The organism is Novosphingopyxis sp. (assembly GCF_965218915.1).
In the GTDB taxonomy this organism is placed as follows: domain Bacteria; phylum Pseudomonadota; class Alphaproteobacteria; order Sphingomonadales; family Sphingomonadaceae; genus Novosphingopyxis.
In genome coordinates this window covers 3,237,349-3,262,943 of record NZ_OZ244708.1, presented here as the reverse complement: position 1 = coordinate 3,262,943, position 25,595 = coordinate 3,237,349, and the positions used below count along the sequence as shown (strand labels likewise).

Here is a 25,595-nt window from a genome sequence, read left to right as displayed (position 1 = left end):
TAATTGACCGAAATTTCGATCGTTTCGTTCAGCAGCGCGTCTCTCGCATGATCGGATCGAGACCCAGGCCGCGGAACGTGGCGTTGCTCACCGCCAGATCGTTCTGCGCCGCCTCCTTGCGCGGATTGGTGACGTATGAGATTTCCGCGCCGGACAGCTGCGACACCAGCTTGGCCAAATCCTCGACGCGCATGGTTTCGGCGACCTGATTGGCGATCTTCATCCGCTCTCCGCTTTCCGGTGGGTGGGCCAGCGCCAGCGCGATGCACCCGACCGTATTCTGGATGTTGATGAAGGCGCGGGTCTGTCCGCCGGTGCCGTGCACCGTCAGCGGGTGGCCGATGGCGGCCTCCACCAGAAAGCGGTTGAGCACGGTGCCATATTCGCCGTCATAATCGAACCGGTTGACCAGCGCGGGATCGCGCCGCGTTTTCGCGAACAGCGTTGCGGTCGCTGGCGAGGCGAGCATGCGCAGTTGCACGAGGGCGAGCAGCGAGAACAGCGCCAGCAAGAGCAGCGGCTTCCAGTGCGGCACCGGCGTTGCGAGCCGGTGCGGCATGCTGTCGACCGATCCGAACTGGGCCTGCCCCCGGCCCAGGCTGGTGGCGGCGTTCATGACGTGGGCAGGGTGATGAGCAAAGCGATCGATTGCGGCGCGGGTGGCCGCTGCGTGGCGGACGAACCGAGGCGCTCCGCGTGCAGGATGCCGGCATCCTGGTCGCCCCGCCAGACCAGCCAGCGCCGGGCGCCCGGGCTTGCGGCGGATATGGCGGCGCTGTTGAGGACGTGAATGCGGGCGCGGCCGGTCGTGCGGTTGAAGCGAAGCCGCTGCGGCGAGAGCGCCTGCAAAAGACCCGCCGCCTGCTGTGCGTCGGCCGCCGAAAGCCGCTTGTCGGAGGTGAGCGCGACCGATCCTGCCCGGCCCAGTCTCTCGGCCAGTTCGCTGAGCATGTTGCCGAACGCATCGCCGGGGCCGGTCAGGACGCTATCGCCGCGAAGTTCGGCGATCACTTCAGGCCCCTCGCTGCAGACGTCGTCATCCGACCGTACCGCCGAGGCGATGATTTCCAGATGATTGTCGGCGCGCTGGCCGGCGGCCGGAATGGCGATGATCTTCTGAAAATTCCCCGCCCTGGAGCGCTCGGCCAGTAGCAGCTCGCCGTTCATGACGACCGAGACGGTCCAGGTGCCGCCATCCGGAAGCGGGCCGAGCGCCAGCGAGAGATCGAGCGACGCGGGAAGCCGGCGCTGCGGCAGCGCATCGTATCGCCATGCCGTGCTGCGGTAGAAACGCCGCGCGCCGCCCAAACCGTCTTCGGCCAGGGCGATCGGAAATTCGGGCGAGGGACCGTCGGTCGCGCGGAGCGACGGCGCTTGCGCCAGACTCTGCAAAGGCTCTCCCTTCAATCCCCCGCCGTCGCCGTCGAAAATCGGTTCGTGGCCCTTGGCCGCGAGCCGCGCGGCAAAGACGATCGCCTGCAACCGCGCGAACTGCAGCTTGCCGTCCGGCTAGGCGACCGGCACGCGGCCGCCGGTAAGCAGCAGCCGATCGAGCGCCGTCTCGACCGGGCCGTCCAGCGCCAGGCGCAGGCCGCTTTCGGGTTCGATCTCGACCACCGCCGCGACGCTGTTGTCCGCATTGCACTGCGTAATCCGGCCGCGGCCCTGCAGGCTGAGCGAAATGTCGAGCTGATGCGCGGCAAGCTCCGCCGGTGTCAGCTGGATCTCGAACGACTGGTCGTGCGTGCCTTCGCGCAGGCAGCACCGACCCGGTCCGACCGGGCGATCACGAGCGCGACCGCCACCAGCAACAAGGTCGTCAGCGCCAATCCGATAAGTCGCATGATAGTGACGTCCTTGGGCGACCGAAGGACCATCGTCTCGGCTGTCGACGAACCGGTACGCGATTGCCTGCCGCCCGCCGAGAGGTCGATCGAAGGACCTGCCGGTTTGACACATTCTTAACGCTAAACTTACCGAGCCCGCAACGCCTTCGATCGAGGCTTCATTCGATCGGCCGCTGGTGATCGAGCATGTCCTCCTCCTGGCTGCTCGCGCGTTCCTCCTGCACCTTTTCCTCGATATCGTCGTCGGCCGAGACATCTTCATGATCCGCCGATGCCGCCGCCGGAGCTTTGGCGGCAGGAGCAGGCGCAGCGGGAACGCCGCGCGCGATTTCCAGCGGGCTGCCGCTGTCGAAGCGCAAGCGGTAGATCGGTTCGGGCAGGCCGAAACCGCGTTCCTCCAGCGTGATCTTCACCGCGCGGATCGCGGCGCTGCGGGCCTTGAACCAGTCGGTCTCGGTCTGGTCGATCCAGCCCAGGAACCGCAGCATGATGTTGCTGTCACCGACCTCCTCGAGCCGCGCGCCGGGCGCGGGATCGGGCAGCACGAAGGATAGCCGACGCAAGCGCTCGGTGCCGACCTTCATGGCTTCGCCCGGATCGTCGTCGGCATCGACGCCCAGCATGAAATCGAAGCGCCGTTCGGGGTTGCGCGTGTAGTTCAGGATTTCGGCCATGAACACCGTGCTGTTGGGAATGCGCAGATGGTTGCCGTCGAGCGTCATCAATATGGTGGCGCGGCTGGTGAGGCGGATCACGCGGCCTTCGCGATCCCCGATCACCACATGGTCGTTGGCGCGGAAGGGCTGGCGGATCGAAAGCATCAGCGAGCTGACATAATTGTCGACCGTATCCTTGACCGCGAAGCCGATGGCGAGACCGACGACCCCGGCCGACCCCAGAATCGCGCCGAGCAGGGTGGTCGCGCCGAGCAGGTCGAGAGCGATGACGAGGCCCATCAGGATCACCAGCAGCCGCACGGTCGTCGCGATCAGATCGGCCAGGAAGCTGTTGGGAGAAATCCGCGTCCAGAACGATCTCGCCCGCGCCAGCGCGCTGCCGGCCAGCCAGAACAGGATCAGGATGATAAGGGCGATGGCCAACAGCGGCAGCATCTGGACGATCTGCCGGAGCCGCGCGTTCAGACGGCCCATTACCGGGGCCAGGTTCTGCGACACATCGCCGTCGCGCTTTAGATCATTCTGCACCGCGACCACGCCATCGACGCGCAGCGCGATCTGCCGGGCGCGGTCGATATCGCCGGGCTCGGCAACCGAGCCGGACAGCGTAACCACGCCGGAATCGACCGCTACCCGCGTCGGCTCCAGCCCATCCAGCTCACGGTAGATCCCGCGCAGCCGTCCGGCGATGGCGCTGTCCGTGTCCGCCGCCTCCGTGGTCGAGATCGCGGCGGTGCTTTCTTCGGGATCGACCACCGCTGCGGCTTGGCTGGTGCGGGTGCTCCCGAAGCCCGGCAGGCTCTGCGCCGACAGCGGCGCGGCGAAAAACCCGAGGATGAGCGCGGCAGCGACGGGGGCCGGTTTCATGGTCTGGCGGTTCCGTTCATGATTCCTTACCCTTAGCGCAAGCGCGGCTCTTGCCAATTTCTCGATCGGCGACCCGCCCCGCCTCCCAGCGCGCGCGGATATCGGCGCTGGTCGTGCGGCTGGCGTCGTGGCTCCAGCCGGGCTCACGGATCAGATAATTCAGCTTGTGCCGCCAAGGCGCCTGCCAGACGTCGCGAACGATCCCCGCCCACTCGTGGAACGCGGCCCAGAGCAGGTTGAAACTGCCGAGATTGTGGACCAGCCCGTAATGGATGCGTTCGTCGTCCCGCTCGGGTTCGAAGGTGCCGAACAGCCGGTCCCAGACGATGAATACGCCGGCATAGTTGCGGTCGAGATAGCGCGCGTTGGTGCCGTGATGGACGCGGTGGTGGCTGGGCGTGTTCATCACCGCCTCGAACCAGCCCGGCATCCGCCGCACCGCCTCGGTATGGATCCAGAACTGGTAGATCAGGTTCAGCCCCGCGCAGAAGAACAGCATCGCAGGCGGAAAGATCAGAAACAGCGGCAGGCGGAAGACGAAGGCCAGCGCCAGAAATCCGGTCCAGGTCTGCCGCAGCGCGGTCGAGAGATTATAATGCTGGCTCGAATGATGCACGACATGCGCCGCCCAGAACCAGCGGACGCGGTGGGCCGAGCGGTGGAAGACGTAGTACATCAGGTCGTCGAGCAGGAAGCAGAGCGGCCACGCCCACCAGGCGAAGCCGAATTGCGGCAGCTGCAATGTGCCGCCACCGAAATCATATACGCCGACGGCGAGCGCATAGATCAGCCCGGCGGACAGCGCGCCCGCGATCGTGCTGCCGAGCCCGAGCAGCAGCGAGGTGGCGGTGTCGGCGGTCGCATACGCCTCGCCCCCGCGTCGCCGCATGACCGCGATCTCGACGATCATCAGCAGAACGAAGGCGGGGATGGCGTAGGTGATGGGATTCGGAAGGTCGTTCATGCGGGCGGATCACCCTCGCCCCGCAGGCGGCGCTGCCACAGATCGGCCTCGTCGAGCGTGACCTCGATCCTGCCGAAATGCCGCTCCGCGCTGTCGATGACGAGCCGATCCGGCTCCGGCCGTTCGCAGCGGATCGGCGGCTCCAGCGCGCGCGCCGCATAGCGCCCGCCGGTGCGTTTCAGCAGCACGACCCGCCCGTCCTGCCCCAGCACCAGCGCCGCCTGCCTGCCCTTGCAGGTGACCATGTCGATCGCCTGAAAACCGGCGATCATCTCCTCGGCAAACCGCTCCGCATCGTCCTCGCCGAGTTTCTTCGCGTCGAACCGCAAGGCGCGCACGATCAGCACCACCACCGCGATGGCACCGAGCGAGCCGAGAATGGTGGTAAGGTCCATGTTAAAATCCTCCCCATCCATGGGGAGGTGGCACGGCGCCGACAGGCGTCGTGACGGAGGGGGTTTTCCTCCTCGCGCCTTGCTCTGTGGGGCGAACCCCCTCCACCACTCGGCTTCGCCGAGCGGTCCCCCTCCTCATATATGGGGAGGATTTGGACATCCCCTCCATCCTCATCACCGGCTCGAAAAGGCGTCCAGCAGCATGCGCACCGGCGCCACGTCATAGCCCGCCGCCGCCGCCGCTTCTTCGATCGCGTCGGGATCCTGCCCGTCCTTGGCTTCGGCGAGCGCCCAGAGCAGCGTCGAGCGCGTGCCGGTGCGGCAAAAGGCCAGCGTTTTGCCATCCTCATTCTCGTCGAGCGCGGCGCGCATGGCATCGATCTGCGGCGCGCTGAAACCCGCATGGGTCACGGGAATTGCGATATAATGCATCCCCGCTGCTTTCGCTGCTGCGGCGATATCCGCGCCGCGGGGCTGGCCATGCTCCTCTTCGTCGGGACGGTTGTTGACGATCAGGCTGACCCCCATCGCCTTGGCCTCGGCGACGTCCGCGGCGGTAATTTGCGGCGCGGCGTAGACACTGTCGTTGATCTGGCGGATGTTCATGCGGGTCTCCGAAAGGAATGGGATGACGTTAGCCGTTTGCATGAGGCTTGTCGAAGGGCTGAATGCAAATCCCCCCCGGGACGGGGGGGAGAGGGGCCAGGACATTTCCTGATGGCGCAACCGCTTCGGCCCCTCCGTCACGACGCCTCACGGCGTCGCGCCACCTCCCCGTTCCGGGGAGGAACTGATGTTCAATATTGCCGGATCACGTCCAGAAACTGTTTGCCGAACGCGAGCAGCTTTTTCGCGCCGACGCCGCTGATCTGCCCCAGCTCGACCGGGTTTTGCGGCCGGGTGGCGGCGAATTCGCGCAGCACCGAATCGTGAAACACGACATAGGGCGGGATGCCCTGTTCGGCGGCAATGCGCTTGCGCTGTGCGCGCAGCGCCTCGAACAGCGGGTCGTCGACGGGGTTGGCCGCCGCGCCGTCACGCCGCGCACTGCGCTTCTTTTCGGGCGGCTCGACCATGCGCACCTGTTCCTCGCCGCGCAGGATGGCGCGCGCCGTGGGGCCGAGCTTCAGCCCGCCATGCTCGGTCGGCACCAGCGCTTCGAACGCCGCCAGATGCCGCGCGAGCGGGCGGATCAACCGCGCGTCCTCGCCCTCGACGATGCCATGGACCGACAGCTTGTGATGGCCCTTTTCGACCACCCTTTCGCTTTCCGAGCCCTTCAGCACCGCCTCGATATGGGTGACGCCAAAGCTCTGCCCGGTGCGGTACACCGCGCTCAGGATCTTGCGCGCCAGCTCGGTTACCTCGCGCGTGTCGGGCGGATCGAGGCAATTGTCGCAATTGCCGCAGGTCGGAGCAGGGTCTTCCCCGAAATGGCGCAGCAGCACCGCGCGGCGGCAGCCCGGCGTTTCCACCAGCGCGGCCAGTGTGTTCAGCCGCGCGCGCTCGCCTTCGCGCCGTTCGGGCTCGATTTCGCTCAGCCGCTGGCGCGCGGTGGCGAAATCGGTAGCACCCCAGAACATATGCGCCGTCGCGGGATCGCCGTCGCGGCCCGCGCGGCCGGTTTCCTGATAATAGGCTTCGAGCGACTTGGGCAGGCCCGCATGCGCCACGAAGCGCACGTCCGGCTTGTCGATACCCATGCCGAACGCGATGGTGGCGCAGATCACCATATCCTCGGAGCGCACGAAGTCTGCCTGCGCGGAGGCCCGTTGCTGTGGCGGCAGCCCGGCATGATAGGCGCGCGTCGGGCGGCCGGTCTCGCCAAGCTTGCTCGCCAGCTTCTCGGTCGCGGCGCGCGAGGTGCAGTAGACGATACCGGCGCCCGGCGTGTTGCGCACGAACTCGGCGATCTGGCGCGCGGCGTTTGCCTTGGGGCTGATGGCGTAGCGGATATTGGGCCGGTCGAAGCCCGCCAGAATCAGCCCGTCCGCTGCTATGCCGAGCTGCACGAGGATGTCCCCGCGCGTCGCCTGGTCGGCGGTGGCGGTGAGCGCGAGCCTGGGCACATGTTCGAACCGGTCGAGCAGGGGGCGCAGCAGGCGATAGTCGGGGCGGAAATCATGGCCCCATTCGGACACGCAATGCGCTTCGTCGATCGCGAACAGCGACAGGTCGGTGGCGCCGAGCATGTCCTGAAAGGCCGGGTTGGTCGCGCGTTCGGGCGCCACGTAGAGCAGATCGAGATCGCCGGCCCGGAAGCGCCGCATCGTTTCGGCCTGATTCTCGTCGACCGAGGTCAGCGTCGCCGCCTTGATCCCCACTGAGTCGGCGGCGCGCATCTGGTCGTGCATCAGCGCGATCAGCGGCGAGACGACGATGCCGGTGCCGTGCCGCGCCAGCGCCGGAATCTGGTAACAGAGCGACTTGCCCGCGCCCGTCGGCATCACCGCCAGCGTATTCTGCCCTCGCATGATGCGGGACACGACCTCTTCCTGCCGCCCGCGAAAACCGGGAAAGCCGAAGATGCTGTGGAGAATATCGTTGGGATCGGAAGGCACAGAAGCAGCCTATCGCCGCTGGTGCGCGCAAGGGCAAGTGGCGCGATCGTTCACGCGAGAAGCGGATCGGACGGACCTGGCGCAGCCGCCGTCAGTCTATTAGCAATTTCGTCATTGCGAGGCCGCAGGCCGAAGCAATCCAGGGTTGGTCCAGTGCTGTATCCACCCTGGATTGCCACGTCGCCCCGGATCAAGTCCGGGACTCCTCGCAATGACGACGAGATATTATTACATAATTTCGACCGAAGAACGGCCCGGCTTTCGCTCTCGTCAGAGGCCAGTGCTGCCGCTTGTCGGAGCTTCTGCCGGAGCGTCGGATGTCGGTGTCGGCGTGATGCCATCGACGCTCGCCGTGGTCAGCCCGCGACTTTCTAGCATCGGGCCGATATCGGGGTCCTTGCCGTAAAAGGCGCGAAACATCGGGCCGTAATCGAGCGTGTGGCCGCGCGACAGGATCAGGTCGCGGAAGCGCTGGCCGTTCTCGCGGGTCAGGCCGCCATTCTTCTGAAACCAGCTATAGGCGTCGTCGTCGAGCATTTCGGTCCACAGATAGGCGTAATAGCCGGACGCATAGCCGTTCGCCCAGATGTGGCGGAAATAGCTCGAGCGATAGCGCGGCGGCACGTCCTTGGTGTCGAGCCCCATGTCGGCCAGCGTCTTGGCCTCGAACTGATCGACATCCTGCTTGGGCGCGCTGGCGGGTAGCGCGTGCCATTTCAGATCGAGCGCGGCGGCGGCAACCACCTCGCCCAGCGCATAGCCCTGGTTGAACTTGGCCGCCTTCTTGATCTTATCGACCAGCGCTTGCGGCATCGCCTCGCCGGTCTTGTAGTTCACGGCGTAATGCGACAGCACCTTGGGATCGAGCGCCCAATGCTCGTTGAACTGCGACGGGAATTCCACGAAATCGCGCGCGACATTGGTGCCCGACAGCGTGGGATAGGTCTGGTCCGCGAACAGCCCATGCAGCGCATGGCCGAATTCGTGGAACATGGTGGTCACGTCGTCGAAGCTGATAAGCGCGGGCTCGCCCTCGCTCGGCTTGGTGAAATTGGCGACATTGTAGATCACCGGCTTGGTGCCGAGCAGCTTGGACTGGCCGACGAAGTTCGACATCCACGCGCCGCCGGCCTTGTTGTCGCGCTTCCAGTAGTCGAAATACATCAGGCCGAGCTCGGAGCCGTCCTTGTCGTAGACGGTGTAGGTCTTCATGTCGGGCTGGTAGACCGGCAAATCGGTGCGCGGCTTGAAGGTGACGCCGTAAAGCTGGTTCGCGGCATAAAACACGCCGTCCTCGAGCACCTTGTTGATCTCGAAATAGGGTTTTACCTCGTTCTGGTCGAGGTCGTATTTCGCCTTGCGCACCGCTTCGGAATATTTGTCCCAGTCCCACGGCTTCAGCGCGAAATCCTCGCCGTCGGATGTGATCTGCTGCTGCAGCACGGCGGCCTCGCGGCGCTCCTGCGCGGCGGTGGCGGGGACGAGCTTGGCCATGAAGGCACCGACGGTCTCGGGATTCTTGGCCATCTGGTCGTCGAGCACATAAGCCGAGTAACTGTCGAAGCCGAGCAGCTTAGCCTTGTCCGCGCGCAGCTTGGCGAGCGTGGATATGGTCGCGCGCGTGTCGTTCTCGCTGCCCTGTTCGGCGCGGGTCCAGCTGGCGTTGAACAGCGCCTCGCGCGTGGCGCGGTCGCTGAGGTCCTGCAGCATCGGCTGTTGCGTGGTGTTCTGCAGCGACAGCACATATTTGCCGTCCAGCCCGCGCTCCTTGGCGGCATCGGCGGCGGCGGCGATATCGGCGTCGCTGAGGCCGGCCAGCTTCGCCTTTTCATCCACCACCAGCGCATTGTCCTTGGTCGCGGCGAGCAGATCCTGCGAGAATTCGGTCGAGAGCGTCGAGAGCTGCTTGTTGAGATCCTTCAGCTTGGCCTTGTCGGCATCGGACAATTGCGCGCCGGCCGAAATGAACTGTTGATGATAGACGATGAGTAGCTGAGCCTGCTCGGCGTCCAGCTTCAGCGAATCGCGCTTGTCGTACAGCGCCTCGACGCGTTGATAGAGCTTGGGGTTGAGATAGATCGCATCGGTATGCGCGGCAAGCTTGGGCGCGATGTCGGTCTCGACCGCCTGCAACGCATCATTGCTATTGGCCTGGCTCACCGCGAAAAAGGCTTGGGACACCCGGTCGAGCATACGGCCCGATCGCTCCATCGCCACGATCGTATTGTCGAACGTCGGTGCGGCCTTCTGATCGGCGATTTTGTTCACCTCGGCCAGATGCTGCGCCATGCCCGTCTCGAAGGCGGGGGCGTAGTCGCTATCCTGAATATTGCTGAAATCGGGCGCTTGGAAGGGCAGCGTGCTCGGCGCGGCAAAGGGATTTTGCTGCGCGGCGGGAGCGGCGGCTGGGGCTTGGGCGAAAGCGGGCACCGCAGCGGCGGAACCGAGCGCGAGCGCGGTACTGGCGAGGAGGAGCTTGGATTTCATGGATTTTGGACCTTTCATCATATGGAATAGCAACGCGCGGGCCTGCCAATGGCTGCGACCGCGCGGATTTCCAATTATGTGAAAAGCATAGGCTTTCACGCCTGACTCTAAGCTGAAGCCGCTTTACTCCGCCGCTTCCTGGGTCTCGCGCTCTTCGGCCTGCCGCCGCCACATATCGGCGTAGAGCCCCTGTCTGGCCAGCAGCACGGCGTGGCTGCCGCGCTCGACGATGCGTCCCTGGTCGAGCACGATGATCTCGTCGGCATGGGTGACGGTGGACAGGCGGTGCGCGACGATCAGCGTGGTGCGGCGCTGCGCGATCCGGTCGAGCGTGTCCTGGATCGCGTCCTCGGTGCGGCTGTCGAGCGCGCTGGTCGCCTCGTCAAGGATCAGGATCGGCGGGTTCTTCAGCAGCGTCCGCGCGATCGCCACGCGCTGCTTCTCGCCGCCCGATAGCTTGAGCCCGCGCTCGCCGACCGGCGTGTCGTAACCTTGCGGCAGGCTCTGCACGAACCCGTCGATCGCCGCGCCGGCCGCGGCTTCGTGCACCTCCTCGCCGGTCGCGCCATGTTTGCCATAGGCGATGTTGTACCCGATCGTATCGTTGAACAGCACGGTATCCTGCGGCACGATGCCGATCTGCGCGCGCAGGCTTTCCTGCGTCACCATTGCGATGTCCTGCCCGTCGATCAGGATGCGCCCGTCCTGCGGATCGTAGAATCGGAACAACAGCCGCCCGATGGTCGACTTGCCCGCCCCCGACGGCCCGACGATCGCCAGCGTCCTGCCCGCCGGCACGGCGAAGCTCACCCCGTGCAGAATCTCGCGGTCCTCATTATAGGCAAAGCGCACATTCTCGAATGCCAGCGCGCCATGGCCGATCGCCAGCGGCTTGGCGCCAGGCGCATCGACGATCTCCGGCGGCGTATCCATCAGGTCGAACATCGCGGCCATGTCGATCAGCCCCTGGCGAATCATCCGGTAGACCATGCCGAGCAGGTCCAGCGGCCGAAAGAGTTGCATGAGCAGGCCGTTGACGAGTACGAGGTCGCCCACGGTGAGATCGCCCGAACTCCACAGCCACACAGTGTATAGCATCGCGCCGAGCATCATCGCATTTGTGATGAAGGCCTGGCCGATGTTGAGAAAGCCGAGCGAGTTTTCGGACTTTTCGGCGGCCCGCGCATAGCTTTGCACGGCATGGCTGTAACGGTCGGTCTCGCGCTTCTCGGCACCGAAATACTTTACGGTTTCATAATTCAGCAGTGAGTCTACGCTGCGCCCGATCGCACGCGTGTCGAGATCGTTCATCTCCTGGCGCAGATTGTTGCGCCAGTCGGTCACCTTTTGCGTGAAGAAGATGTAGAGCCATACCATGAAGACCGTCGCAAGCACCGCTCCCGGCCCCAGTTTCATGTAGAACACCACCAGCACCACCGCGAGTTCGACCACCGTCGGCGCGATGTTGAAGAGCAGGAAATAGATCATCGTGTCGATGGTCTTGGTGCCGCGCTCGACGACCTTGGTCACCTCGCCCGTGCGGCGCGACAGATGATAGCGCAGCGACAGCTTGTGCAGATGCTCGAACGTGTGGCTGGCGAGGCGGTGGGTGGCCGTCTGCCCCACCCTTTCGAACGCCACGCGGCGCAGCGAATCGAACGCCACCCCGGTAAAGCGCGCGAGGATGTAGGCGCCGACCAGCGCCATGATGATCGCTAGCGCCGCCTCCGCGTCGCCCGACATGCGGTCGACCACCGCCTTGTAGGCGAACGGCACCAGCAGCGCGCCGCCCTTGGCCAGCAGCACGAGCAGACCGGACAATGCGAGGCGCCCGCGCAGCCCCGGTTCATCCTTCGGCCAGAGATAGGGCAGGAAGCGCCGCAGCACCGGCAGGATCGGCGGCTCCCGGCCGGAATGTTGAACGTCAGGTGGCACGAGGGCCGATATAGGGGCGAGGCCGTACCGGGGGAAGGCGGGGGGTCATCACGCAACGTCACCGTCTAGGAAGATAAGCCACGTTTCTTGCGCACCCCGTCATTCCGGCGAAAGCCGGAATCCAGGGCCGTTGCAGCCCGTCAGGCAGAGTGGCAGTGCTGCATCCGCCCTGGATCCCGGATCAAGTCCGGGATGACGAAAGCTTTATATCCCGGGAACAGCGCTCCGCTCCGACTGCCACACTTCCGAAATATTTTTCGCTTCCCCAACTCACCTCTTGCGCAAGCCGGAAACCCAGCTTGGTCCACGCGTCGCATGGCTTCGGCAGCGATGAAGCGAATCCCCGCTGCGACGAATCGAAACCCGAATTAATCATTAACCCTCTTGCGCCGCGCGCCGGTTCGGGCACAATGGGTAGTGGTTGGGCTGAGGGGGCATAACTAGGGCTTGTAAATGCCGACGGAGGGCACGATTTTCCGTATGCCGCTTTGTGCCCGTTTTCCGCCGCCTCGACCGCGCGGAAATTAAGCTGGGGATAAGCCGGGAGGCGTCCCCCCGACCGACAAAATCTGATAAGCTGGTAGCTTCCGGCCGAATCGAACATGATAAGAACATCCGGGGAGTGAGTTGGGTGGATTTCAGGGAAACGGACGCGATGAACGAGGCAAGTGTAATGGAAGACCGGGCAATGGCGGATCATGATGCAGGGGATGACGCTGCGTCCGAACCGGCGTCCGGCAGCCACACGATCGATGCGCGACGCTTCGAGGTCGTCACCGACGAATCGCGCGATGCGCTGCTGACCGCGTTCGGCAAGGAAACGCTGGAGGACCGCTATCTGCTGCCCGGCGAAAATTATCAGGATCTGTTCGCCCGCGTGGCATCGGCCTATGCCGACGATCAGGAACATGCCCAGCGGCTGTACGATGCCATCTCCAAGCTGTGGTTCATGCCGGCGACGCCGGTGCTTTCCAACGGCGGCACCGGGCGCGGGCTGCCGATCAGCTGCTATCTCAATTCGGTCGACGACAGCCTTGAGGGCATCGTCAACACCTGGAACGAAAATGTGTGGCTAGCCAGCCGCGGCGGCGGCATCGGTACCTATTGGGGCAGCGTGCGTGGGATCGGCGAGCCGGTCGGCCTCAACGGCAAGACCAGCGGCATCATCCCGTTCGTGCGGGTAATGGATTCGCTCACCCTGGCGATTTCGCAGGGCTCGCTGCGGCGCGGCTCGGCCGCCTGCTATCTCGACATCTCGCACCCTGAGATCGAGGAATTCCTCGAAATCCGCAAAGCCAGCGGTGACTTCAATCGCAAGGCGCTCAACCTGCATCACGGAGTGCTGATTTCCGACGAGTTCATGGAAGCGGTGCGCAGCGGCGATGATTTCGACCTGAAATCACCCAAGGACGGCAGCGTGCGCAGCACGGTCAACGCCCGCGCGCTGTTCCAGAAACTGGTCGAGACGCGGCTGGCGACGGGCGAGCCCTATATCGTGTTTTCGGACACGGTGAACAACGCCATGCCCAAGCATCACCGCGATCTGGGGCTAAAGGTATCGACGTCGAACCTGTGCAGCGAGATCACGCTGCCGACCGGCACCGACCATCTCGGCAATGACCGCACGGCGGTGTGTTGCCTGTCCTCACTGAACCTCGAAAAATGGGACGAGTGGAACGGCGAAAAGCTTTTCGTTGAGGACATCATGCGCTTCCTCGACAATGTGCTCACCGATTTCATCGAGCGTGCGCCGGACGAGATGGCCCGTGCCAAATATAGCGCATCGCGCGAGCGTTCGGTCGGCCTTGGCGTGATGGGCTATCACAGCTTCCTGCAGGCGCGCGGCCTCGGGTTCGAGAGCGCGCTGGCCAAAAGCTGGAACATAAAGATGTTCAAGCATATCCGCAGCGGCGTCGACAATGCCTCGATGATGCTGGCGCAGGAGCGCGGACCGTGCCCCGACGCCGAGGATATGGGCGTGATGGAGCGCTTCAGCTGCAAGATGGCGATCGCGCCGACCGCTTCGATCAGCATCATCTGCGGCGGCACCAGCGCCTGCATCGAGCCGATCCCGGCCAATATCTACACGCACAAGACGCTGTCGGGCAGCTTCATCGTGAAGAACCCGCATCTGGAAGCGATCCTACGCGAGAAGTCCAAGGACAGCAACAATGTCTGGAATTCGATCCTGGAAAAGGGCGGCAGCGTTCAGCATCTCGATTTCCTGAGCGCGGAGGAAAAGGACAGCTTCAAGACGAGCTTCGAGATCGATCAGCGCTGGCTGCTCGAACTGGCCGCGGACCGCGCGCCTTACATCGATCAGGCGCAGTCGCTGAACCTGTTCATTCCGGCGGATGTCGAGAAATGGGACCTGCTGATGCTGCACTTCCGCGCCTGGGAGCTGGGGGTGAAGTCGCTCTATTATCTGCGCTCGAAATCGGTGCAGCGCGCCGGCTTCGCGGGCAGCACCGCCGAACCCGAAAACGCGGCCGGCGGTGTGGAGCGCGACAACACGCTCGATCCCGCGCGCGTCGAACTGATGACCACCGCAGGCACCACCGATTATGACGAATGCCTGGCGTGCCAGTAAACTGATCGAGCGGATGCTGAAACTTTCCTCTCCCATCGGGAGAGGAAGGGAGCGCGGCGCAGCCGTGCGGAAAGGTGAGGGTGATGCGCCATTACGAAAACCAGCCATCCGGCACGGTCACACGCGCTCGCGCCCTACGCCGCAACGCGACCGATGCCGAAAAAGCGCTGAGACAAGCGCTGCGCAGCGCGTTTCCCCAGTATAAATTCCGGTTTCAGTCTCCCATTGGTCCCTATTACGCCGATTTTTTATGCTTTGCTGAAAAGCTGATCATCGAAGTCGATGGCGGTCAGCATGACGAGTCCAGCGACGCCGCGCGCACGCTTTTCCTTGAAGCGCAAGGCTACCGAGTCATCCGCTTCTGGAATAATGACGTGCTAAGCAACGTCGAAGGCGTGCTGACCGCAATTTCCCTCTCCCTCGGGGAGAGAGAGGGAGCCGCGCAGCGGCGGAAGGGTGAGGGTGATGTGCTTTCATCGAACCATTCACCCTCACCCTCCCACCGGACTTTGTCCGGCGGGCCCCTCCCTCTCCCCAAGGGAGAGGTGTAAGTGGCGCTCACCCCCACACAAGGATCGACCCCGAACAGCGCAAGGCTGTCCGGGGTCGGTTTTGCACGCCCGGTCGCCCGGGCGCGAAACTTGGATGAGCCGCTAGATTTTGGCGGCTTCCGCGGTCGCCTCGTCCACCTTCAGATAGACGCGGTTGTCTTCCACACGGTCGACCATGTCGGCGTCGATATAATGATGCTTGCCGTCGCTACTGTCGGTCCGGGTCAGCTTGACGCGATCGCCGTCCTTTTCATCGACGGTGCCGACATGCTGGCCATTCTTGCCGACGACTTCCATATGTTCCTTGATGCGAAATTTATCGAACATGTATGTTCTCCTCATGTGTATGTGACTGATTTTACGCCGGTTTCACCCGCCGGTCTCTCACATCATCAATGCATGAACCGGCCCGGTCGTTCCGCCGCCCGCTCGTCAGTCCGCCGCACCCGCCGCGCTATTTGTCGCAGGTCAGCGCCGATACAGGCGAAAGCGCGTAGATATGCGGCATGACGCTCCTCATCCTGATCATCGCCGTGTTCGTCGGCGCCGCCTTGCTGTCCACCTTTGCCCGCCGCGTGGACGATCGCCAGAAGCGAAGCGCCATGTTCGCGACCTCCGGGCTGCTGCTGATCGGCGCGATGGTATCGCTGGTGGTGGTGCTGTTCCGTTACCATATCGTATGAGCGGCGCGGCGTCATGAACTGGCTGTTCCTCATCCCCGGCCTGCTCATGCTGGTCGCCGCCATGCTGATCGGCGCGGGCGATTACAGCCAGCGCAAGGCCGGCGAGATCCCGCCGCGCGCCGTGCGCACCGCCGCCATCGGCGTTGCCATTGTCGGCCTCGTCCTCACCGTCATTTCCTTCATCATCTGATCCAGCCGCCAAGGAGGCCCCCAATGTCCCTCACCGAAGCCCGCAAGACCTACAAGCCTTTCGAATATCCCTGGGCCTACGAGTTCTGGAAGCGCCAGCAGCAGATCCACTGGATGCCCGAGGAAGTGCCGCTGGGCGAGGATTGCCGCGACTGGGCGCAGAAGCTTTCCGACCATGAGCGCAACCTGCTCACCCAGATCTTCCGCTTCTTCACCCAGGCCGATATCGAGGTGCAGGATTGCTACCACGACAAATATGGCCGCGTGTTCAAGCCGACCGAGGTCAAGATGATGCTGACCGCGTTCAGCAACATGGAGACGGTGCACATCGCCGCCTACTCGCATCTGCTCGACACCATCGGCATGCCCGAAAGCGAATATGGCATGTTCCTGGAATATGAGGAGATGGTCGCCAAGCACGACTATCTGCAGCAGTTCGGCGTGGACAGCGATGAGGATATCGCCCGCACGCTGGCCATGTTCGGCGGCTTCACCGAAGGGCTGCAGCTGTTCGCCAGCTTCGCCATGCTGATGAATTTCCCGCGCTTCAACAAGATGAAGGGCATGGGGCAGATCGTCAGCTGGTCCGTGCGCGACGAGAGCCTGCACTGCGAGGGCATCACCAAGCTGTTCCACGCCTTCTGCGCCGAGCGCGACTGCCTCACCAAGGCGGTCAAGGAGGACATCATGGACGCGTGCCAGAAGACGGTGCGGCTGGAGGACGCGTTCATCGATCTGGCGTTCGAACAAGGCCCCGTGCCCGGCATGACCGCGAGCGAGATCAAGCGCTACATCCGCTACATCGCCGATTGGCGCCTGGGCCAATTGGGCCTGAAGTCGATCTACATGATCGAGGAACACCCGCTCCCCTGGCTCGCGCCCCTTCTCAACGGCGTCGAGCACGCCAATTTCTTCGAAACCCGCGCCACGGAATATTCCAAGGCCGCGACGCGCGGCAACTGGAACGAGGTCTGGGACAGTTTTGACAGGCGCAAGAAGAAGGTCGCCAACGAGGACGCGCCGGTGGATGAGGGCGAGGACATGTTCGCGCAGGCGGGCGTGGCGGCGGAGTAGGGGAAATGGTCGATTTTGATAGTCTGAATAGAGTTTCGAGTGCGAACGGCGAGACCGATCCCCGTAAGATATTCCAAAAGTTGATTAAGCCTGACGGAGTTAACGAGTTATACGCAAGTCAAAGCGAATTGCTAGACCGTTGGTATCGCAACAAAGATGTTAAAGACACAATTTTAAAGCTTCCGACAGGGGGTGGGAAATCGCTCGTTGGACTTTTGCAGGCGCAGTCTAGTTTAAACGAACTTAAGCAGCCAGCACTTTACTTAACTCCTACTCGACAGCTAATGAAACAAGTCTGCGACGAGGCAGACAGCTTTGGAATTAAAGCTAAGCCGTATTTGGGAGCTTCAGAAGGAATCGATCCAGAGATTATAAATGGCCAGTGTGTAGGTATCCTGACTTACGAAGCTGTATTTAATGGTTTGAGTAAGTTCGGTACGCGCGATAAACGCTCTGAAGTTGGTAAGTGTGGACTGGTAATTCTTGATGATGCGCACGCCGCTTTTGAGAGTGTTTGGGACAGCTTTAGCTTTGTTATAAAGCAAAAAAACCATAAAGATTTATACAATGAGATTTGTTCGGAATTTAGGGAAGCTTTTAAGCAGTTAAACCGAGCGCAGACTTTCGATGAAATTGTCTCGGGGAAAGAGCATTTTGTTCTAGATGTGCCGCATTGGGATTGGCTACAGCAAAAAGATGCGATAAGTCAAATAATACAAGCCTATGGCCCGGAAAATATTGACAGATTCTCTTGGCCTCACATTCGAGATGAATTACACGTCTGCCAGGTACTTATAAGTCGTAAATCGGTGTCAATTGTGCCGCTTGTGCCATTAACTGATCGTGCATTTGTATTTGATACTGCAAAACGCCGTATCTTTATGTCGGCTACAATTGCAGATGATAGTGAAATAGTTCGAAACCTTGGTGTCTCGGCGCAGGCAGCGAATAATCCGCTCGTTGCGGCTTCGCTTGCTGGCGTTGGAGAGCGAATGATACTTTCTCCCGCGCTAATCAAGCCTATTGAACCGTTTGATTCCACCGTCATGGTCAAACAGTTGCTCTCTGAGGTAAAGAAAAGCAATAAGAACGTTGCAATTCTTACTCCAAGTTTTGAGGCGGCGATGCGCTGGGATGGAATCGCCCAAGTTCCTAAGAAAGGCGACGAAACGGAAGTCCTGATTGAAAGGCTGAGGACTACAAAAGGGCTCTCGGCCGTCTTACCTCGCCGATATGATGGCGTAGACTTACCGGGAGAGTCATGTCGTGTTTTGATTTTGGACGGTTTGCCTTACGGAAATTCTGATTACGACTCATGGCGCATCGATACATTTTCATATGGAGCGGGAAGCGTTTCGCTAGCACAGCGCATTGAGCAAGCCATTGGACGCGGAGCTCGCGGCACAAGCGATTATTGCGTGGTGTTGTTAACTGGCTCGGACCTGATTAACTGGATAGGCGTCAAATCAAATCAAAAGTTTCTGTCCGCAGGAACGTTGAGGCAGTTAGAGATCGGATTAGAGGTGAGCAAAGCCGTTAATAGCCCTCAAGACTTTGTTGAAACCGCTTGGAAATGTTTGAATCGAGACTCCTCATGGAGATCGTATCACGCGGCCGAACTAGGGGATGCTGCCGTGCCCGTTTGTCCATCGGAATGTGACCTGCAAATGAGAGAACGAGAGCGCGCAGCGATTGACGCTCTTCGGGTCAGGCAATTCACAAACGCCCTTTCTGAATTGGACAAGGCAATCGATCTAGCAACCGATCAGGCGACCAAAGGCTGGTTTCATCAATTGAAAAGTCGAGCCTTAATGCAGCATGGCGATGATGTTTCTGCAGAGCAATCACAGGTAAAGGCGCATGGCCTTAACAGTCGGCTTACTGGACCGAGAGGGCAAGTTCCGTTCGTTGCCGTTGCTGCAACCTCTAATCAAGGCGCATCAATCGTTGCAAAAATAAATCAGTACCATCATGTCGGCGTCGCTCAACGTGTTTTTGATGATGCGGCAAAGCATTTATCTGCCATCGCCACTGCCAATCAATTTGAAACAGCACTACAAACCCTGTTTGAATTCATAGGATTTTCGGCTTCTCGGCCGGACGATATTTATAGAAAGGGCCCCGATGTATTAGCTGCAACCGAAGGAACTCATTTAATTATAGAGGCCAAATCCCGCCGGCGAGACAAGAATAAATTAACAAAGACGCTCCATGGCCAAGTTATGAACCATGAAAACTGGTTTGATACTAATTATGGAGTAGTGGAGAGAAAACAAAGAATAATCGTTTACCCTACGAATAAATCAGAAAAAAATGCAGGAGCAGATCACACTTTGGCTTTAACATTTGCCACAATCGATCAGATTGTGCAATCTGCTCGGCAAGCGATAAAAGAAATTGGAAGCTTGGGAGAAGATCAGAAAGCTTTTAACGCTCAGCGTATTTTGATAGATAAAGGACTTGAACCTGATGGGATTATTCAGCGTTTATCGCAGTTCACGTTTGAATAAATCATGATCATTGTTAACGTTGCTATGTGGCACGCGGCACAATGACTCGCGTTGCTTTTGAGATGTACCGCTCTGAATCCATCGGATTGGTCTTGTCCTACAGGCAGGGTCAGTGGGTATCATTTTAGTCATGGCCGCCAGCCGTTTTTTTCCGTTGCAAGCCGCCCGGCTTTTTCGGACCGGGGTGAAAAAGGGGGGGACGTATCAGGGCCTTTGCGAACTTCCAGCGTCGATCGGCCTGTCGCGATGGCTTGGCGGTCGAGCTTGCCGTTACATCAGCCCCGCGGCCTTCAGCGCCTTTTCGATCACCGCCTGCACACCCGAGGGCTCGCTCGGCTGTTCGGGCTCGGCGCGCTTGGCGGCGGGGCGGGGGAGGGGGACGATTTTGGCGGTCGGGGCGGGCACCTTGTTCGGTTTGACAGGCTTCGCCTTGGCGGCGCGCGCCTTCGCCGCCGCCGTCCCAGCCGCAGCCTCCGGCCCCACGCCGAAGAAGGCGGCGATGCGGCCGGTGGAGTCGATCCCCGCGTCGAGCATGTGCGCGCCCGCCGTGCCGGCCTCGCCTTCGCCGGTGCCAGGGTTGAGCGGGACGCCGTGGCCCATGCCGGCGATCTCGTAGAGCTCGATCGCCGCGCGGCCCTCCGCGTCGGTCCAGGCGGTGCGGCGGTGGGGGCCGATCGGCTCGGTCACCGCCGCCGCCTCGCCAAGCCCGTGGACATGGCGCCATTGCGCCGCGACCGCCGCGCCGTTCCGCGCGGTCACCGTCGAATCGGCGTCGCCCTGCCACACCGAGACGCGCGGCCAGGGGCCGGCGTGATTGGAGGCGGCGCGCACGCGGCCGCCCAGCGTGTCGGCGTCCGGCACCGCGCGGCCCGCCATGGCGTCGAGCGCCTGCGGCACGCCCGCCGCCACGCCGTGCGGCAGTCCGGCGATGATCGCGCCGCTCGCGAACAGCTCCGGATAGGCGGCGAGCATCGCCGAGGCCATCGCGCCGCCCGCCGACAGGCCGGTGACGTGGACGCGCGCCGGATCGATACCGTGGCGCTCCGCCATTGCGCCGATCATCGCGGCGATCGAGGCGGCCTCGCCTTGCCCGCGCGCGGTGTCCTTCGGCTGGAACCAGTTGAAGCACAGATTGGGGTTGTTGGCGCGCGCCTGCTCGGGGAACAGCAGCGCGAAGCCGTGGCGCTCGGCCAGCCAGGACCAGCCGCTGCCATGATCGTACCCGGCCGCGTTCTGGGTGCAGCCGTGCAGCACCACGACGAGGGCCGCGCCCGGCTCCAAATCATCGGGGACGTAGGCATGGGCCGCGAGCGCGCCGGGATTGGGCGCGAAATCGGTGAACGCGGCCAGCCGGTCGCCGCCGCCGAGCGGGGACGCGCCGAGGCCGGGCAACCCGGCGCCGAGGGAACCGGGGCGTCCGCCCGGGGCCAAAGGGAATTTCATCACACGCATCTGCTCGCCCTTCCTCATGGTGAGGCGTCCGATATAGGCATGTTTTGTTGCGATGCAGCATTCAATTTGCACGGGCTGCGATGCGGCGACTGCATGTGGCGTGAGGATCAGCCTGGCTTAGGAGCGCCAGCCCTCGTGTCCGGTCTGGCGTTTCGGTTGCAACGCATCCGTTCCTTTTGCTCCGGCGGATGCGCGCCGAGGTGCCGGTTGCAGCCGACATGGCACAGGCAAAGGTTTTCCAGCGCCCAGCTTCCGCCCTTGGACAGCGGTAGCCGATGCTCGATCGTGGCCGCCTTGCCGCAATTGGGCGCACCATCGAAGCGCATCGGATGGCCGCAGCGCCAGCAGGTATCGCCATCGCGGGCACGTAAAAGCTTTAGCGCCTTTTTCCGGCGCTTCGCCTTGGCATAAGCATGCCGCACGGGATCGAAAAACTTTGGTTTGGAGATCATCGTCAGCACCAGTTCCGCCGCCCGCGGCCATATTCCCGCGCTAGCCCCTCCGCGATCAACGCATCCCCCACCGGCCGCCCGTCCACCATCACCACCGCGAGGGTGCGGCCGTAGCGGTCGGCGCCGTCGCGCGCCACGCTCACCGCGCCGCCGTTCAGCAGCGCGTGGAGGCGATCGGTGGCGGCAGTGCCGAGCCGCGCTTCCTCGGCGCAGCGGGGCGGGTGGGTTTCGGGCGTGTCGATATCGAGCAGCCGGATCTTCTCGCCTTTCAGCCAGATCGTGTCGCCGTCCACCACGCAATTATAGCCGCCGCCTATATGGCATTTCCCAAAGGCGACGCGCTCGCTCGGCGCGTTGCGCTCGCCGAACGACGCGGTTGGCGACATGCGTCCGTCGATCCATTCCGGGCCCCACAGTATCGCGGCGAACAGCAGCAGCGCGAGGCCGACGATCTCGGGATGCCCCAGCGAGCGCGATGCCCGCGTACGCGCCTTCTTCACCGACCGAACATGCCGCGCGGGCCGATAACGGCGCGGCGCCAACCGGTAGCCGCCGCCGGCGATCTTGAAAGGCTTGCCCATGCCGGCAAAGGTGCCAGCCATCGATCAACGATTTGCTAATAATCGCCGCCTTTTCGCACCGGATCGATGCGATTGGCGGTCCGCTTCCGATCAGTCTCCGGCCCCCGATCGGCGGCGGCTCGCTATCCTGCCGAGTGCAAAGGAGGCACGGATATGCCCTATTACATCGTCAACAGAAACGCTCAGTCCAATGGAGATCATGAAGTCCACAATCGGACCAGCGGTTGCAGCTACATGCCCGATGCCTCGAACCGGAAGGACCTTGGCTACCACGACGATTGCAGCGGGGCGGTAAGCAAGGCGAAGCAAACCTATCCGCGATCAAATGGCTGCTACTATTGTTGCAACGCCTGTCATACGGGTTAATCCCGCGGAGGCTGACAGGAAATGGAGCCGATGCGACCGACCGGAGAACTGCGGTTCGGGGAACGCGGATCGTCCAATCCATCGGATAAACGCAGCTCTACATAGGGCGTTTCGGCATAGACTGGTTGCCATGTCCTCAATTCGACCCCTTTCCTCCTTCACGCTCCGTATTTGCTTCGCGGAGAGGCGGACAAAGGAGTACGTATCGTGCTTTTCACGAACTTTCGGACGGCCGCGGATCCGGTTTCGCGATATGTCCGGCGGGGTGACGTTCGCTCCTTGGACAGTATGAAGCGTGTGAAGCCGACGCTTTGATATAGCGGGGGGAACGTGGCGTTAACCGGAGGCATGTGATGGTGGCCAATGTTTTTCGGACCCCGCCTCAAAACCGTCTTCGCCAGCCGCTGGAACGCGCTCATCTGGTCGCTGGGAATTCTACTCACCGCCTATTGCACCGTCCCTGTCGCCGACAAGGCGCGGCAACAGCAGGCCGTCAAGTCAGAAGTTAAGGCTTCCGCGAGCGACACCGCCGATATGGTCGAGCGGCGCCGCGAGGCGTTCGAGCGCGAGCGGCGGCTTGAGCAGGCCGGGCGCTAGCGCTCCGCGTCCGTTTCGCCGGGGTCGGTATCGGCCGCCTCCTGGCCCGCCGCGCGGTGCCGGTCGAGCGCGTCCTGGGCGACGTCCTGCGCCTGATCGGCCTCCTGCTGCTCGGTGTTGACCGCCTCGGGGGCTTCGGTGTCTGCGCGGGCGCGTTTCATCATCTTGTCCTTTTCATCGAGTACCGGACAAACTGCCGGAGCGGGGTCGGGGTTCCGCTGGCAATGCGCCGGGCAAGAGGTATATCGGGAGCGAAGGAGAGGCGGCATGGCGACGGCCCCGGCGCATGGCGACGCGGCGAACCCGCACTGGACGGCGCGGGCCGGCCCCGGTGAGCTGGCCGCGATTCCGGGCGAGGACGGCTGGCCGGTGCTCGGTGCGACGCTAGAGATTCTGCGCGATCCGCCGGCTTATTCGGGCCGGATGTACCGCGATTACGGGCCGATCTACCGGGTGCGCAGCTTCGGCTTCTCGACCGTGGCGATGATGGGGGCGGAGGCCAACGAGCTGGTCCTGTTCGACCGCGACAAGCTGTTCTCGTCCGAACAGGGCTGGGGGCCGATCCTGAACCTGCTGTTCCCGCGCGGGCTGATGCTCATGGACTTCGAGCGTCACCGGATCGACCGTCGCGCGCTGCAGGCGGCGTTCAAGCCGGAATCGATGAAGGTCTATGCGGCGGTGCTGAACGAAGGCGCGGCGGCGCGGATCGCGGGCTGGGCGGGGCGCGACATCCGCTTCTATCCGGAGATCAAGCAGCTCACGCTGGAGCTGGCCGCCACCGCCTTTCTCGGCATTCCCTTCGGGCCGGACGCGCAGAAGGTGAACCGCGCCTTTGTCGATATGGTGCAGGCCTCGGTCGGCGTGGTGCGCCGCCCGCTGCCGTTCACGCAAATGGGGCGCGGGGTGAAGGGGCGGGCGTTCCTGATCGACTATTTCGGGCCGATGGTCGAGGCGCGCCGCGCCGACGAGGGCGCGCAGGACATGTTCAGCCAGTTCTGCCGGGCCGAGCGCGAGGACGGATCGCGTCTGACCGAGGCTGAGATCGTCGACCATATGAACTTCCTGATGATGGCCGCGCACGATACGATCACCTCGTCGGTCACCTCGATGGTCTGGTATCTGGCGCGCGAACCCGCCTGGCAGGAGCGGCTGCGCGAGGAATGCCTGGGCGCGGCGCCGGCCGGGGCGGGCCTGGCCTATGACGATCTCGGCAAGCTCGAGCTGGCCGAGATGTTCTTCAAGGAGGTGCTGCGGCTGATCTCCCCGGTGCCGTCGATCCCGCGCCGGGCGCTCAGGGATTTTTCCTTTGGTGGGCACGACATTCCGGCGGGCGCTAACGTCAGCGTGAGCCCTGGTTTCACGCACCGCATGGAGGACTATTGGCCCGATCCCGACCGTTTCGATCCGCTGCGCTTTACTCCGGACCAGATCAAGGCCCGCCACCGCTTCGCCTGGGTGCCGTTCGGCGGCGGCGCGCATATGTGCCTGGGGCTGCACTTCGCCTATATGCAGATGAAGATCATCGTCCATCACCTGCTTACCCAAATGCGGGTCGAGATCGAGGACGGATACGAACCCGACTGGCAGGACTGGCCGATCCCGAGGCCCCGGGACGGACTGAAGGTGCAGATGGCGCGGTTGGAGTGAGGCTGCTCGTGCTCGGGCTAGGGTCAGAAATGCCGGGGGGTCCTGAATGACTGGAAGTTGGAATTTCCGGTTTCACGTTCTTGAACTCTCAAAGCGCGAAGGGCACAGGAGAAATGCATGAGCGTCTTCGACAACTTCCTCGCGCCTCCATGTGCGAAAACACTCGGTTGGCAACTCATGGAAGCAGATGAAGCGTCGGGAACGGTTCGTGTGTCGATGGAAGGAAAGTCTGCTTTTTGTAACCCTGGCGGCAACATCCAAGGCGGTTTCATCGCGGCCATGCTCGATGATACGCTTGGACCGACGGTGCTAGTGAAATCCCATGGAACACATTATTGCGCGACGATCGATCTGAACATCAGCTTCCTTGCCCCGGCCCGCCCCGGCCGCTTTATCGGGGTTGGTCGCATCGTCAAGATGGGAAGGACGATTGCTTTTCTTGAGGGAGAATTGCGCGATGCCGAAGAACGTCTGATTGCAAAGGCGACCGCTTCTGCACGGATAGTTCCAACGACCGGACTGGCTCGCATCTGAACGGTAGCCTTGTCTGGTTTTTAGGATCGCTCGCGCAGCATTCCGTCGCTCACCCCTCGCATTCGCCCACGCGTTTGCCGGTCAGCTTGCCGGCCAGCCTGATCTTGCCGTTGGGGCTGTTCAGCACCTCGTTGGCCATGCCGAGATCGAAGCTCTTCGCGCCCAGCGTGCCCTGCAGGTCGGTGCGCGCGCGGCGGCCGCCCGACGCGCCGCAGGTCATGCGGATAGTGGTGAAATCGCCGCTCTGCGAGAATGTGTCGTAGGTACAGTCGTGCGCGCTGTCATTGCCGAAGAACTCCGGATCGGGCCGCCCCGCCTGGTCCGCGGGGAGGCAATGGCGATAGCTCTGCGTGCTGCCCCTCAGCCCTTCAAGCGGGCGGCGCAGGATTTGCGGCGCGTCGGGTGCATCGATCGTGGTGATGGTGAAATCGAGCGCCCACATGCCCGGCTGCAGGCTGTCGGTCAGCGTCTCGATCATCGCTTCCCGGTTGGCCGCGCTCTGCCGGGGGTTCGCGCGCTCGGCGGCGTTCGCGGGCTGGGCCTTGCTGTCGGCATCATCGCTGTCGCCGGAACAGCCGGTGAGCGCGAGCAGGCCGAAGGTGGCGAGGAAAAGAAAAGGCTTCATGCATGGGTCTC

25 protein-coding genes are annotated in these 25,595 nt (G+C 62.7%); 10 read left to right on the top strand and 15 right to left on the bottom strand.

Annotation, left to right across the window (positions count from 1 at the left end; genetic code table 11):
• Positions 1–28: 28 nt before the first annotated feature.
• Positions 29–616: a hypothetical protein gene (locus ACOQPC_RS15435; RefSeq protein ID WP_420606589.1), complete on the bottom strand. Its 588-nt coding sequence runs from the start codon at positions 614–616 to the stop codon at positions 29–31.
• The gene (locus ACOQPC_RS15430) at positions 613–1,392 is read right to left on the bottom strand and encodes a hypothetical protein (protein ID WP_420606588.1); all 780 of its coding nucleotides are present in this window, start codon (positions 1,390–1,392) and stop codon (positions 613–615) included. Before ACOQPC_RS15430 ends, ACOQPC_RS15435 begins: the two co-directional genes overlap by 4 nt.
• Here ACOQPC_RS15430 and ACOQPC_RS15425 point away from each other — a divergent pair.
• Positions 1,375–1,965: a hypothetical protein gene (locus ACOQPC_RS15425; RefSeq protein WP_420606587.1), complete on the top strand. Its 591-nt coding sequence runs from the start codon at positions 1,375–1,377 to the stop codon at positions 1,963–1,965. The genes ACOQPC_RS15430 and ACOQPC_RS15425 overlap by 18 nt on opposite strands.
• A 40-nt stretch (positions 1,966–2,005) precedes the next feature.
• Here the strand turns inward: ACOQPC_RS15425 and ACOQPC_RS15420 are convergent, their stop codons facing one another.
• The 7 genes from ACOQPC_RS15420 to ACOQPC_RS15390 form a co-directional block, all read right to left on the bottom strand.
• On the bottom strand, positions 2,006–3,391 hold the full coding sequence (locus tag ACOQPC_RS15420; RefSeq protein WP_420606586.1) for a mechanosensitive ion channel domain-containing protein: 1,386 nt from the start codon (positions 3,389–3,391) through the stop codon (positions 2,006–2,008).
• A 16-nt stretch (positions 3,392–3,407) separates the two neighbouring features.
• The gene (locus ACOQPC_RS15415) at positions 3,408–4,355 is read right to left on the bottom strand and encodes a sterol desaturase family protein (RefSeq protein ID WP_420606585.1); all 948 of its coding nucleotides are present in this window, start codon (positions 4,353–4,355) and stop codon (positions 3,408–3,410) included.
• Positions 4,352–4,750 carry a hypothetical protein gene (locus ACOQPC_RS15410; RefSeq protein ID WP_420606584.1) on the bottom strand — a complete coding sequence of 133 codons (399 nt, stop codon included), beginning with the start codon at positions 4,748–4,750 and terminating at the stop codon, positions 4,352–4,354. Before ACOQPC_RS15410 ends, ACOQPC_RS15415 begins: the two co-directional genes overlap by 4 nt.
• A 174-nt stretch (positions 4,751–4,924) precedes the next feature.
• Entirely contained in the window at positions 4,925–5,356 is a 432-nt protein-coding gene (locus ACOQPC_RS15405; RefSeq protein WP_420606583.1) for a TIGR01244 family sulfur transferase, read from the bottom strand.
• Positions 5,357–5,547: 191 nt separating this feature from the next.
• On the bottom strand, positions 5,548–7,311 hold the full coding sequence (gene recQ, locus ACOQPC_RS15400; protein WP_420606582.1) for a DNA helicase RecQ: 1,764 nt from the start codon (positions 7,309–7,311) through the stop codon (positions 5,548–5,550).
• 270 nt (positions 7,312–7,581) lie between these two features.
• Positions 7,582–9,798, bottom strand: coding sequence for a M3 family metallopeptidase (locus ACOQPC_RS15395; RefSeq protein ID WP_420606581.1), 2,217 nt, complete (start codon positions 9,796–9,798; stop codon positions 7,582–7,584).
• 123 nt (positions 9,799–9,921) lie between these two features.
• Positions 9,922–11,733: an ABCB family ABC transporter ATP-binding protein/permease gene (locus ACOQPC_RS15390; RefSeq protein ID WP_420606580.1), complete on the bottom strand. Its 1,812-nt coding sequence runs from the start codon at positions 11,731–11,733 to the stop codon at positions 9,922–9,924.
• 688 nt (positions 11,734–12,421) lie between these two features.
• Between ACOQPC_RS15390 and ACOQPC_RS15385 the strand changes: the two genes are divergently transcribed.
• Positions 12,422–14,323: a ribonucleoside-diphosphate reductase subunit alpha gene (locus ACOQPC_RS15385; RefSeq protein ID WP_420608165.1), complete on the top strand. Its 1,902-nt coding sequence runs from the start codon at positions 12,422–12,424 to the stop codon at positions 14,321–14,323.
• An 83-nt stretch (positions 14,324–14,406) separates the two neighbouring features.
• Positions 14,407–14,874, top strand: a complete 468-nt coding sequence (locus tag ACOQPC_RS15380; protein ID WP_420606579.1) for an endonuclease domain-containing protein — start codon at positions 14,407–14,409, stop codon at positions 14,872–14,874.
• Positions 14,875–14,976: 102 nt separating this feature from the next.
• On the opposite strand, the gene ACOQPC_RS15375 is transcribed toward ACOQPC_RS15380, so the two are convergent.
• The gene (locus tag ACOQPC_RS15375; RefSeq protein ID WP_420606578.1) at positions 14,977–15,201 is read right to left on the bottom strand and encodes a DUF2171 domain-containing protein; all 225 of its coding nucleotides are present in this window, start codon (positions 15,199–15,201) and stop codon (positions 14,977–14,979) included.
• Between the two features lie 179 nt (positions 15,202–15,380).
• Here ACOQPC_RS15375 and ACOQPC_RS15370 point away from each other — a divergent pair, with 179 nt between their 5' ends.
• From ACOQPC_RS15370 to ACOQPC_RS15355, 4 genes are read left to right on the top strand one after another with little or no spacing between them, the layout of a single operon-like run.
• The gene (locus ACOQPC_RS15370) at positions 15,381–15,557 is read left to right on the top strand and encodes a hypothetical protein (RefSeq protein WP_420606577.1); all 177 of its coding nucleotides are present in this window, start codon (positions 15,381–15,383) and stop codon (positions 15,555–15,557) included.
• A gap of 13 nt (positions 15,558–15,570) precedes the next feature.
• Complete coding sequence (locus ACOQPC_RS15365) at positions 15,571–15,747, top strand: hypothetical protein (protein ID WP_420606576.1); 177 nt, start codon at positions 15,571–15,573, stop codon at positions 15,745–15,747.
• A 23-nt stretch (positions 15,748–15,770) separates the two neighbouring features.
• Positions 15,771–16,820, top strand: a complete 1,050-nt coding sequence (locus ACOQPC_RS15360) for a ribonucleotide-diphosphate reductase subunit beta (RefSeq protein ID WP_420606575.1) — start codon at positions 15,771–15,773, stop codon at positions 16,818–16,820.
• 5 nt (positions 16,821–16,825) lie between these two features.
• Positions 16,826–19,330: a DEAD/DEAH box helicase gene (locus tag ACOQPC_RS15355; RefSeq protein ID WP_420606574.1), complete on the top strand. Its 2,505-nt coding sequence runs from the start codon at positions 16,826–16,828 to the stop codon at positions 19,328–19,330.
• Between the two features lie 270 nt (positions 19,331–19,600).
• On the opposite strand, the gene ACOQPC_RS15350 is transcribed toward ACOQPC_RS15355, so the two are convergent.
• From ACOQPC_RS15350 to ACOQPC_RS15340, 3 genes are all read right to left on the bottom strand, one after another.
• Positions 19,601–20,773 carry an alpha/beta hydrolase family esterase gene (locus ACOQPC_RS15350; RefSeq protein ID WP_420606573.1) on the bottom strand — a complete coding sequence of 391 codons (1,173 nt, stop codon included), beginning with the start codon at positions 20,771–20,773 and terminating at the stop codon, positions 19,601–19,603.
• Between the two features lie 116 nt (positions 20,774–20,889).
• Positions 20,890–21,243 (bottom strand): HNH endonuclease, encoded by a 354-nt coding sequence (locus ACOQPC_RS15345; RefSeq protein ID WP_420606572.1) that lies wholly within the window; start codon positions 21,241–21,243, stop codon positions 20,890–20,892.
• A complete protein-coding gene (locus ACOQPC_RS15340) occupies positions 21,237–21,836 on the bottom strand; it encodes a thermonuclease family protein (protein ID WP_420606571.1) in 600 nt (199 codons plus the stop codon). The genes ACOQPC_RS15345 and ACOQPC_RS15340 overlap by 7 nt, the downstream gene beginning before the upstream one ends.
• Positions 21,837–22,544: 708 nt before the next feature.
• Here ACOQPC_RS15340 and ACOQPC_RS15335 point away from each other — a divergent pair.
• Positions 22,545–22,778 (top strand): hypothetical protein, encoded by a 234-nt coding sequence (locus ACOQPC_RS15335; RefSeq protein ID WP_420606570.1) that lies wholly within the window; start codon positions 22,545–22,547, stop codon positions 22,776–22,778.
• On the opposite strand, the gene ACOQPC_RS15330 is transcribed toward ACOQPC_RS15335, so the two are convergent.
• Positions 22,775–22,942, bottom strand: a complete 168-nt coding sequence (locus ACOQPC_RS15330) for a hypothetical protein (protein ID WP_420606569.1) — start codon at positions 22,940–22,942, stop codon at positions 22,775–22,777. The genes ACOQPC_RS15335 and ACOQPC_RS15330 overlap by 4 nt on opposite strands.
• Positions 22,943–23,045: 103 nt before the next feature.
• Between ACOQPC_RS15330 and ACOQPC_RS15325 the strand changes: the two genes are divergently transcribed.
• Together ACOQPC_RS15325 and ACOQPC_RS15320 are read left to right on the top strand one after the other, a co-directional pair.
• Complete coding sequence (locus tag ACOQPC_RS15325; protein ID WP_420606568.1) at positions 23,046–24,425, top strand: cytochrome P450; 1,380 nt, start codon at positions 23,046–23,048, stop codon at positions 24,423–24,425.
• A 117-nt stretch (positions 24,426–24,542) separates the two neighbouring features.
• A complete protein-coding gene (locus ACOQPC_RS15320) occupies positions 24,543–24,959 on the top strand; it encodes a PaaI family thioesterase (RefSeq protein WP_420606567.1) in 417 nt (138 codons plus the stop codon).
• A gap of 49 nt (positions 24,960–25,008) precedes the next feature.
• Here the strand turns inward: ACOQPC_RS15320 and ACOQPC_RS15315 are convergent, their stop codons facing one another.
• Positions 25,009–25,584, bottom strand: coding sequence for a DUF3617 domain-containing protein (locus tag ACOQPC_RS15315; protein ID WP_420606566.1), 576 nt, complete (start codon positions 25,582–25,584; stop codon positions 25,009–25,011).
• Positions 25,585–25,595: the final 11 nt, after the last annotated feature.

Excerpts from the sequence above, each read along its gene's own strand:
- ACOQPC_RS15435 (WP_420606589.1), bottom strand. The coding sequence starts at position 616 with ATGAACGCCGCCACCAGCCTGGGCCGGGGGCAGGCCCAGTTCGGATCG.
- ACOQPC_RS15420 (WP_420606586.1), bottom strand. The coding sequence starts at position 3,391 with ATGAAACCGGCCCCCGTCGCTGCCGCGCTCATCCTCGGGTTTTTCGCC.
- ACOQPC_RS15415 (WP_420606585.1), bottom strand. The coding sequence starts at position 4,355 with ATGAACGACCTTCCGAATCCCATCACCTACGCCATCCCCGCCTTCGTT.
- ACOQPC_RS15410 (WP_420606584.1), bottom strand. The coding sequence starts at position 4,750 with ATGGACCTTACCACCATTCTCGGCTCGCTCGGTGCCATCGCGGTGGTG.
- ACOQPC_RS15405 (WP_420606583.1), bottom strand. The coding sequence starts at position 5,356 with ATGAACATCCGCCAGATCAACGACAGTGTCTACGCCGCGCCGCAAATT.
- ACOQPC_RS15395 (WP_420606581.1), bottom strand. The coding sequence starts at position 9,798 with ATGAAATCCAAGCTCCTCCTCGCCAGTACCGCGCTCGCGCTCGGTTCC.
- ACOQPC_RS15385 (WP_420608165.1), top strand. The coding sequence starts at position 12,422 with ATGGCGGATCATGATGCAGGGGATGACGCTGCGTCCGAACCGGCGTCC.
- ACOQPC_RS15380 (WP_420606579.1), top strand. The coding sequence starts at position 14,407 with ATGCGCCATTACGAAAACCAGCCATCCGGCACGGTCACACGCGCTCGC.
- ACOQPC_RS15375 (WP_420606578.1), bottom strand. The coding sequence starts at position 15,201 with ATGTTCGATAAATTTCGCATCAAGGAACATATGGAAGTCGTCGGCAAG.
- ACOQPC_RS15370 (WP_420606577.1), top strand. The coding sequence starts at position 15,381 with ATGACGCTCCTCATCCTGATCATCGCCGTGTTCGTCGGCGCCGCCTTG.
- ACOQPC_RS15365 (WP_420606576.1), top strand. The coding sequence starts at position 15,571 with ATGAACTGGCTGTTCCTCATCCCCGGCCTGCTCATGCTGGTCGCCGCC.
- ACOQPC_RS15360 (WP_420606575.1), top strand. The coding sequence starts at position 15,771 with ATGTCCCTCACCGAAGCCCGCAAGACCTACAAGCCTTTCGAATATCCC.
- ACOQPC_RS15355 (WP_420606574.1), top strand. The coding sequence starts at position 16,826 with ATGGTCGATTTTGATAGTCTGAATAGAGTTTCGAGTGCGAACGGCGAG.
- ACOQPC_RS15350 (WP_420606573.1), bottom strand. The coding sequence starts at position 20,773 with ATGAAATTCCCTTTGGCCCCGGGCGGACGCCCCGGTTCCCTCGGCGCC.
- ACOQPC_RS15340 (WP_420606571.1), bottom strand. The coding sequence starts at position 21,836 with ATGGCTGGCACCTTTGCCGGCATGGGCAAGCCTTTCAAGATCGCCGGC.
- ACOQPC_RS15335 (WP_420606570.1), top strand. The coding sequence starts at position 22,545 with ATGTTTTTCGGACCCCGCCTCAAAACCGTCTTCGCCAGCCGCTGGAAC.
- ACOQPC_RS15330 (WP_420606569.1), bottom strand. The coding sequence starts at position 22,942 with ATGATGAAACGCGCCCGCGCAGACACCGAAGCCCCCGAGGCGGTCAAC.
- ACOQPC_RS15325 (WP_420606568.1), top strand. The coding sequence starts at position 23,046 with ATGGCGACGGCCCCGGCGCATGGCGACGCGGCGAACCCGCACTGGACG.
- ACOQPC_RS15320 (WP_420606567.1), top strand. The coding sequence starts at position 24,543 with ATGAGCGTCTTCGACAACTTCCTCGCGCCTCCATGTGCGAAAACACTC.
- ACOQPC_RS15315 (WP_420606566.1), bottom strand. The coding sequence starts at position 25,584 with ATGAAGCCTTTTCTTTTCCTCGCCACCTTCGGCCTGCTCGCGCTCACC.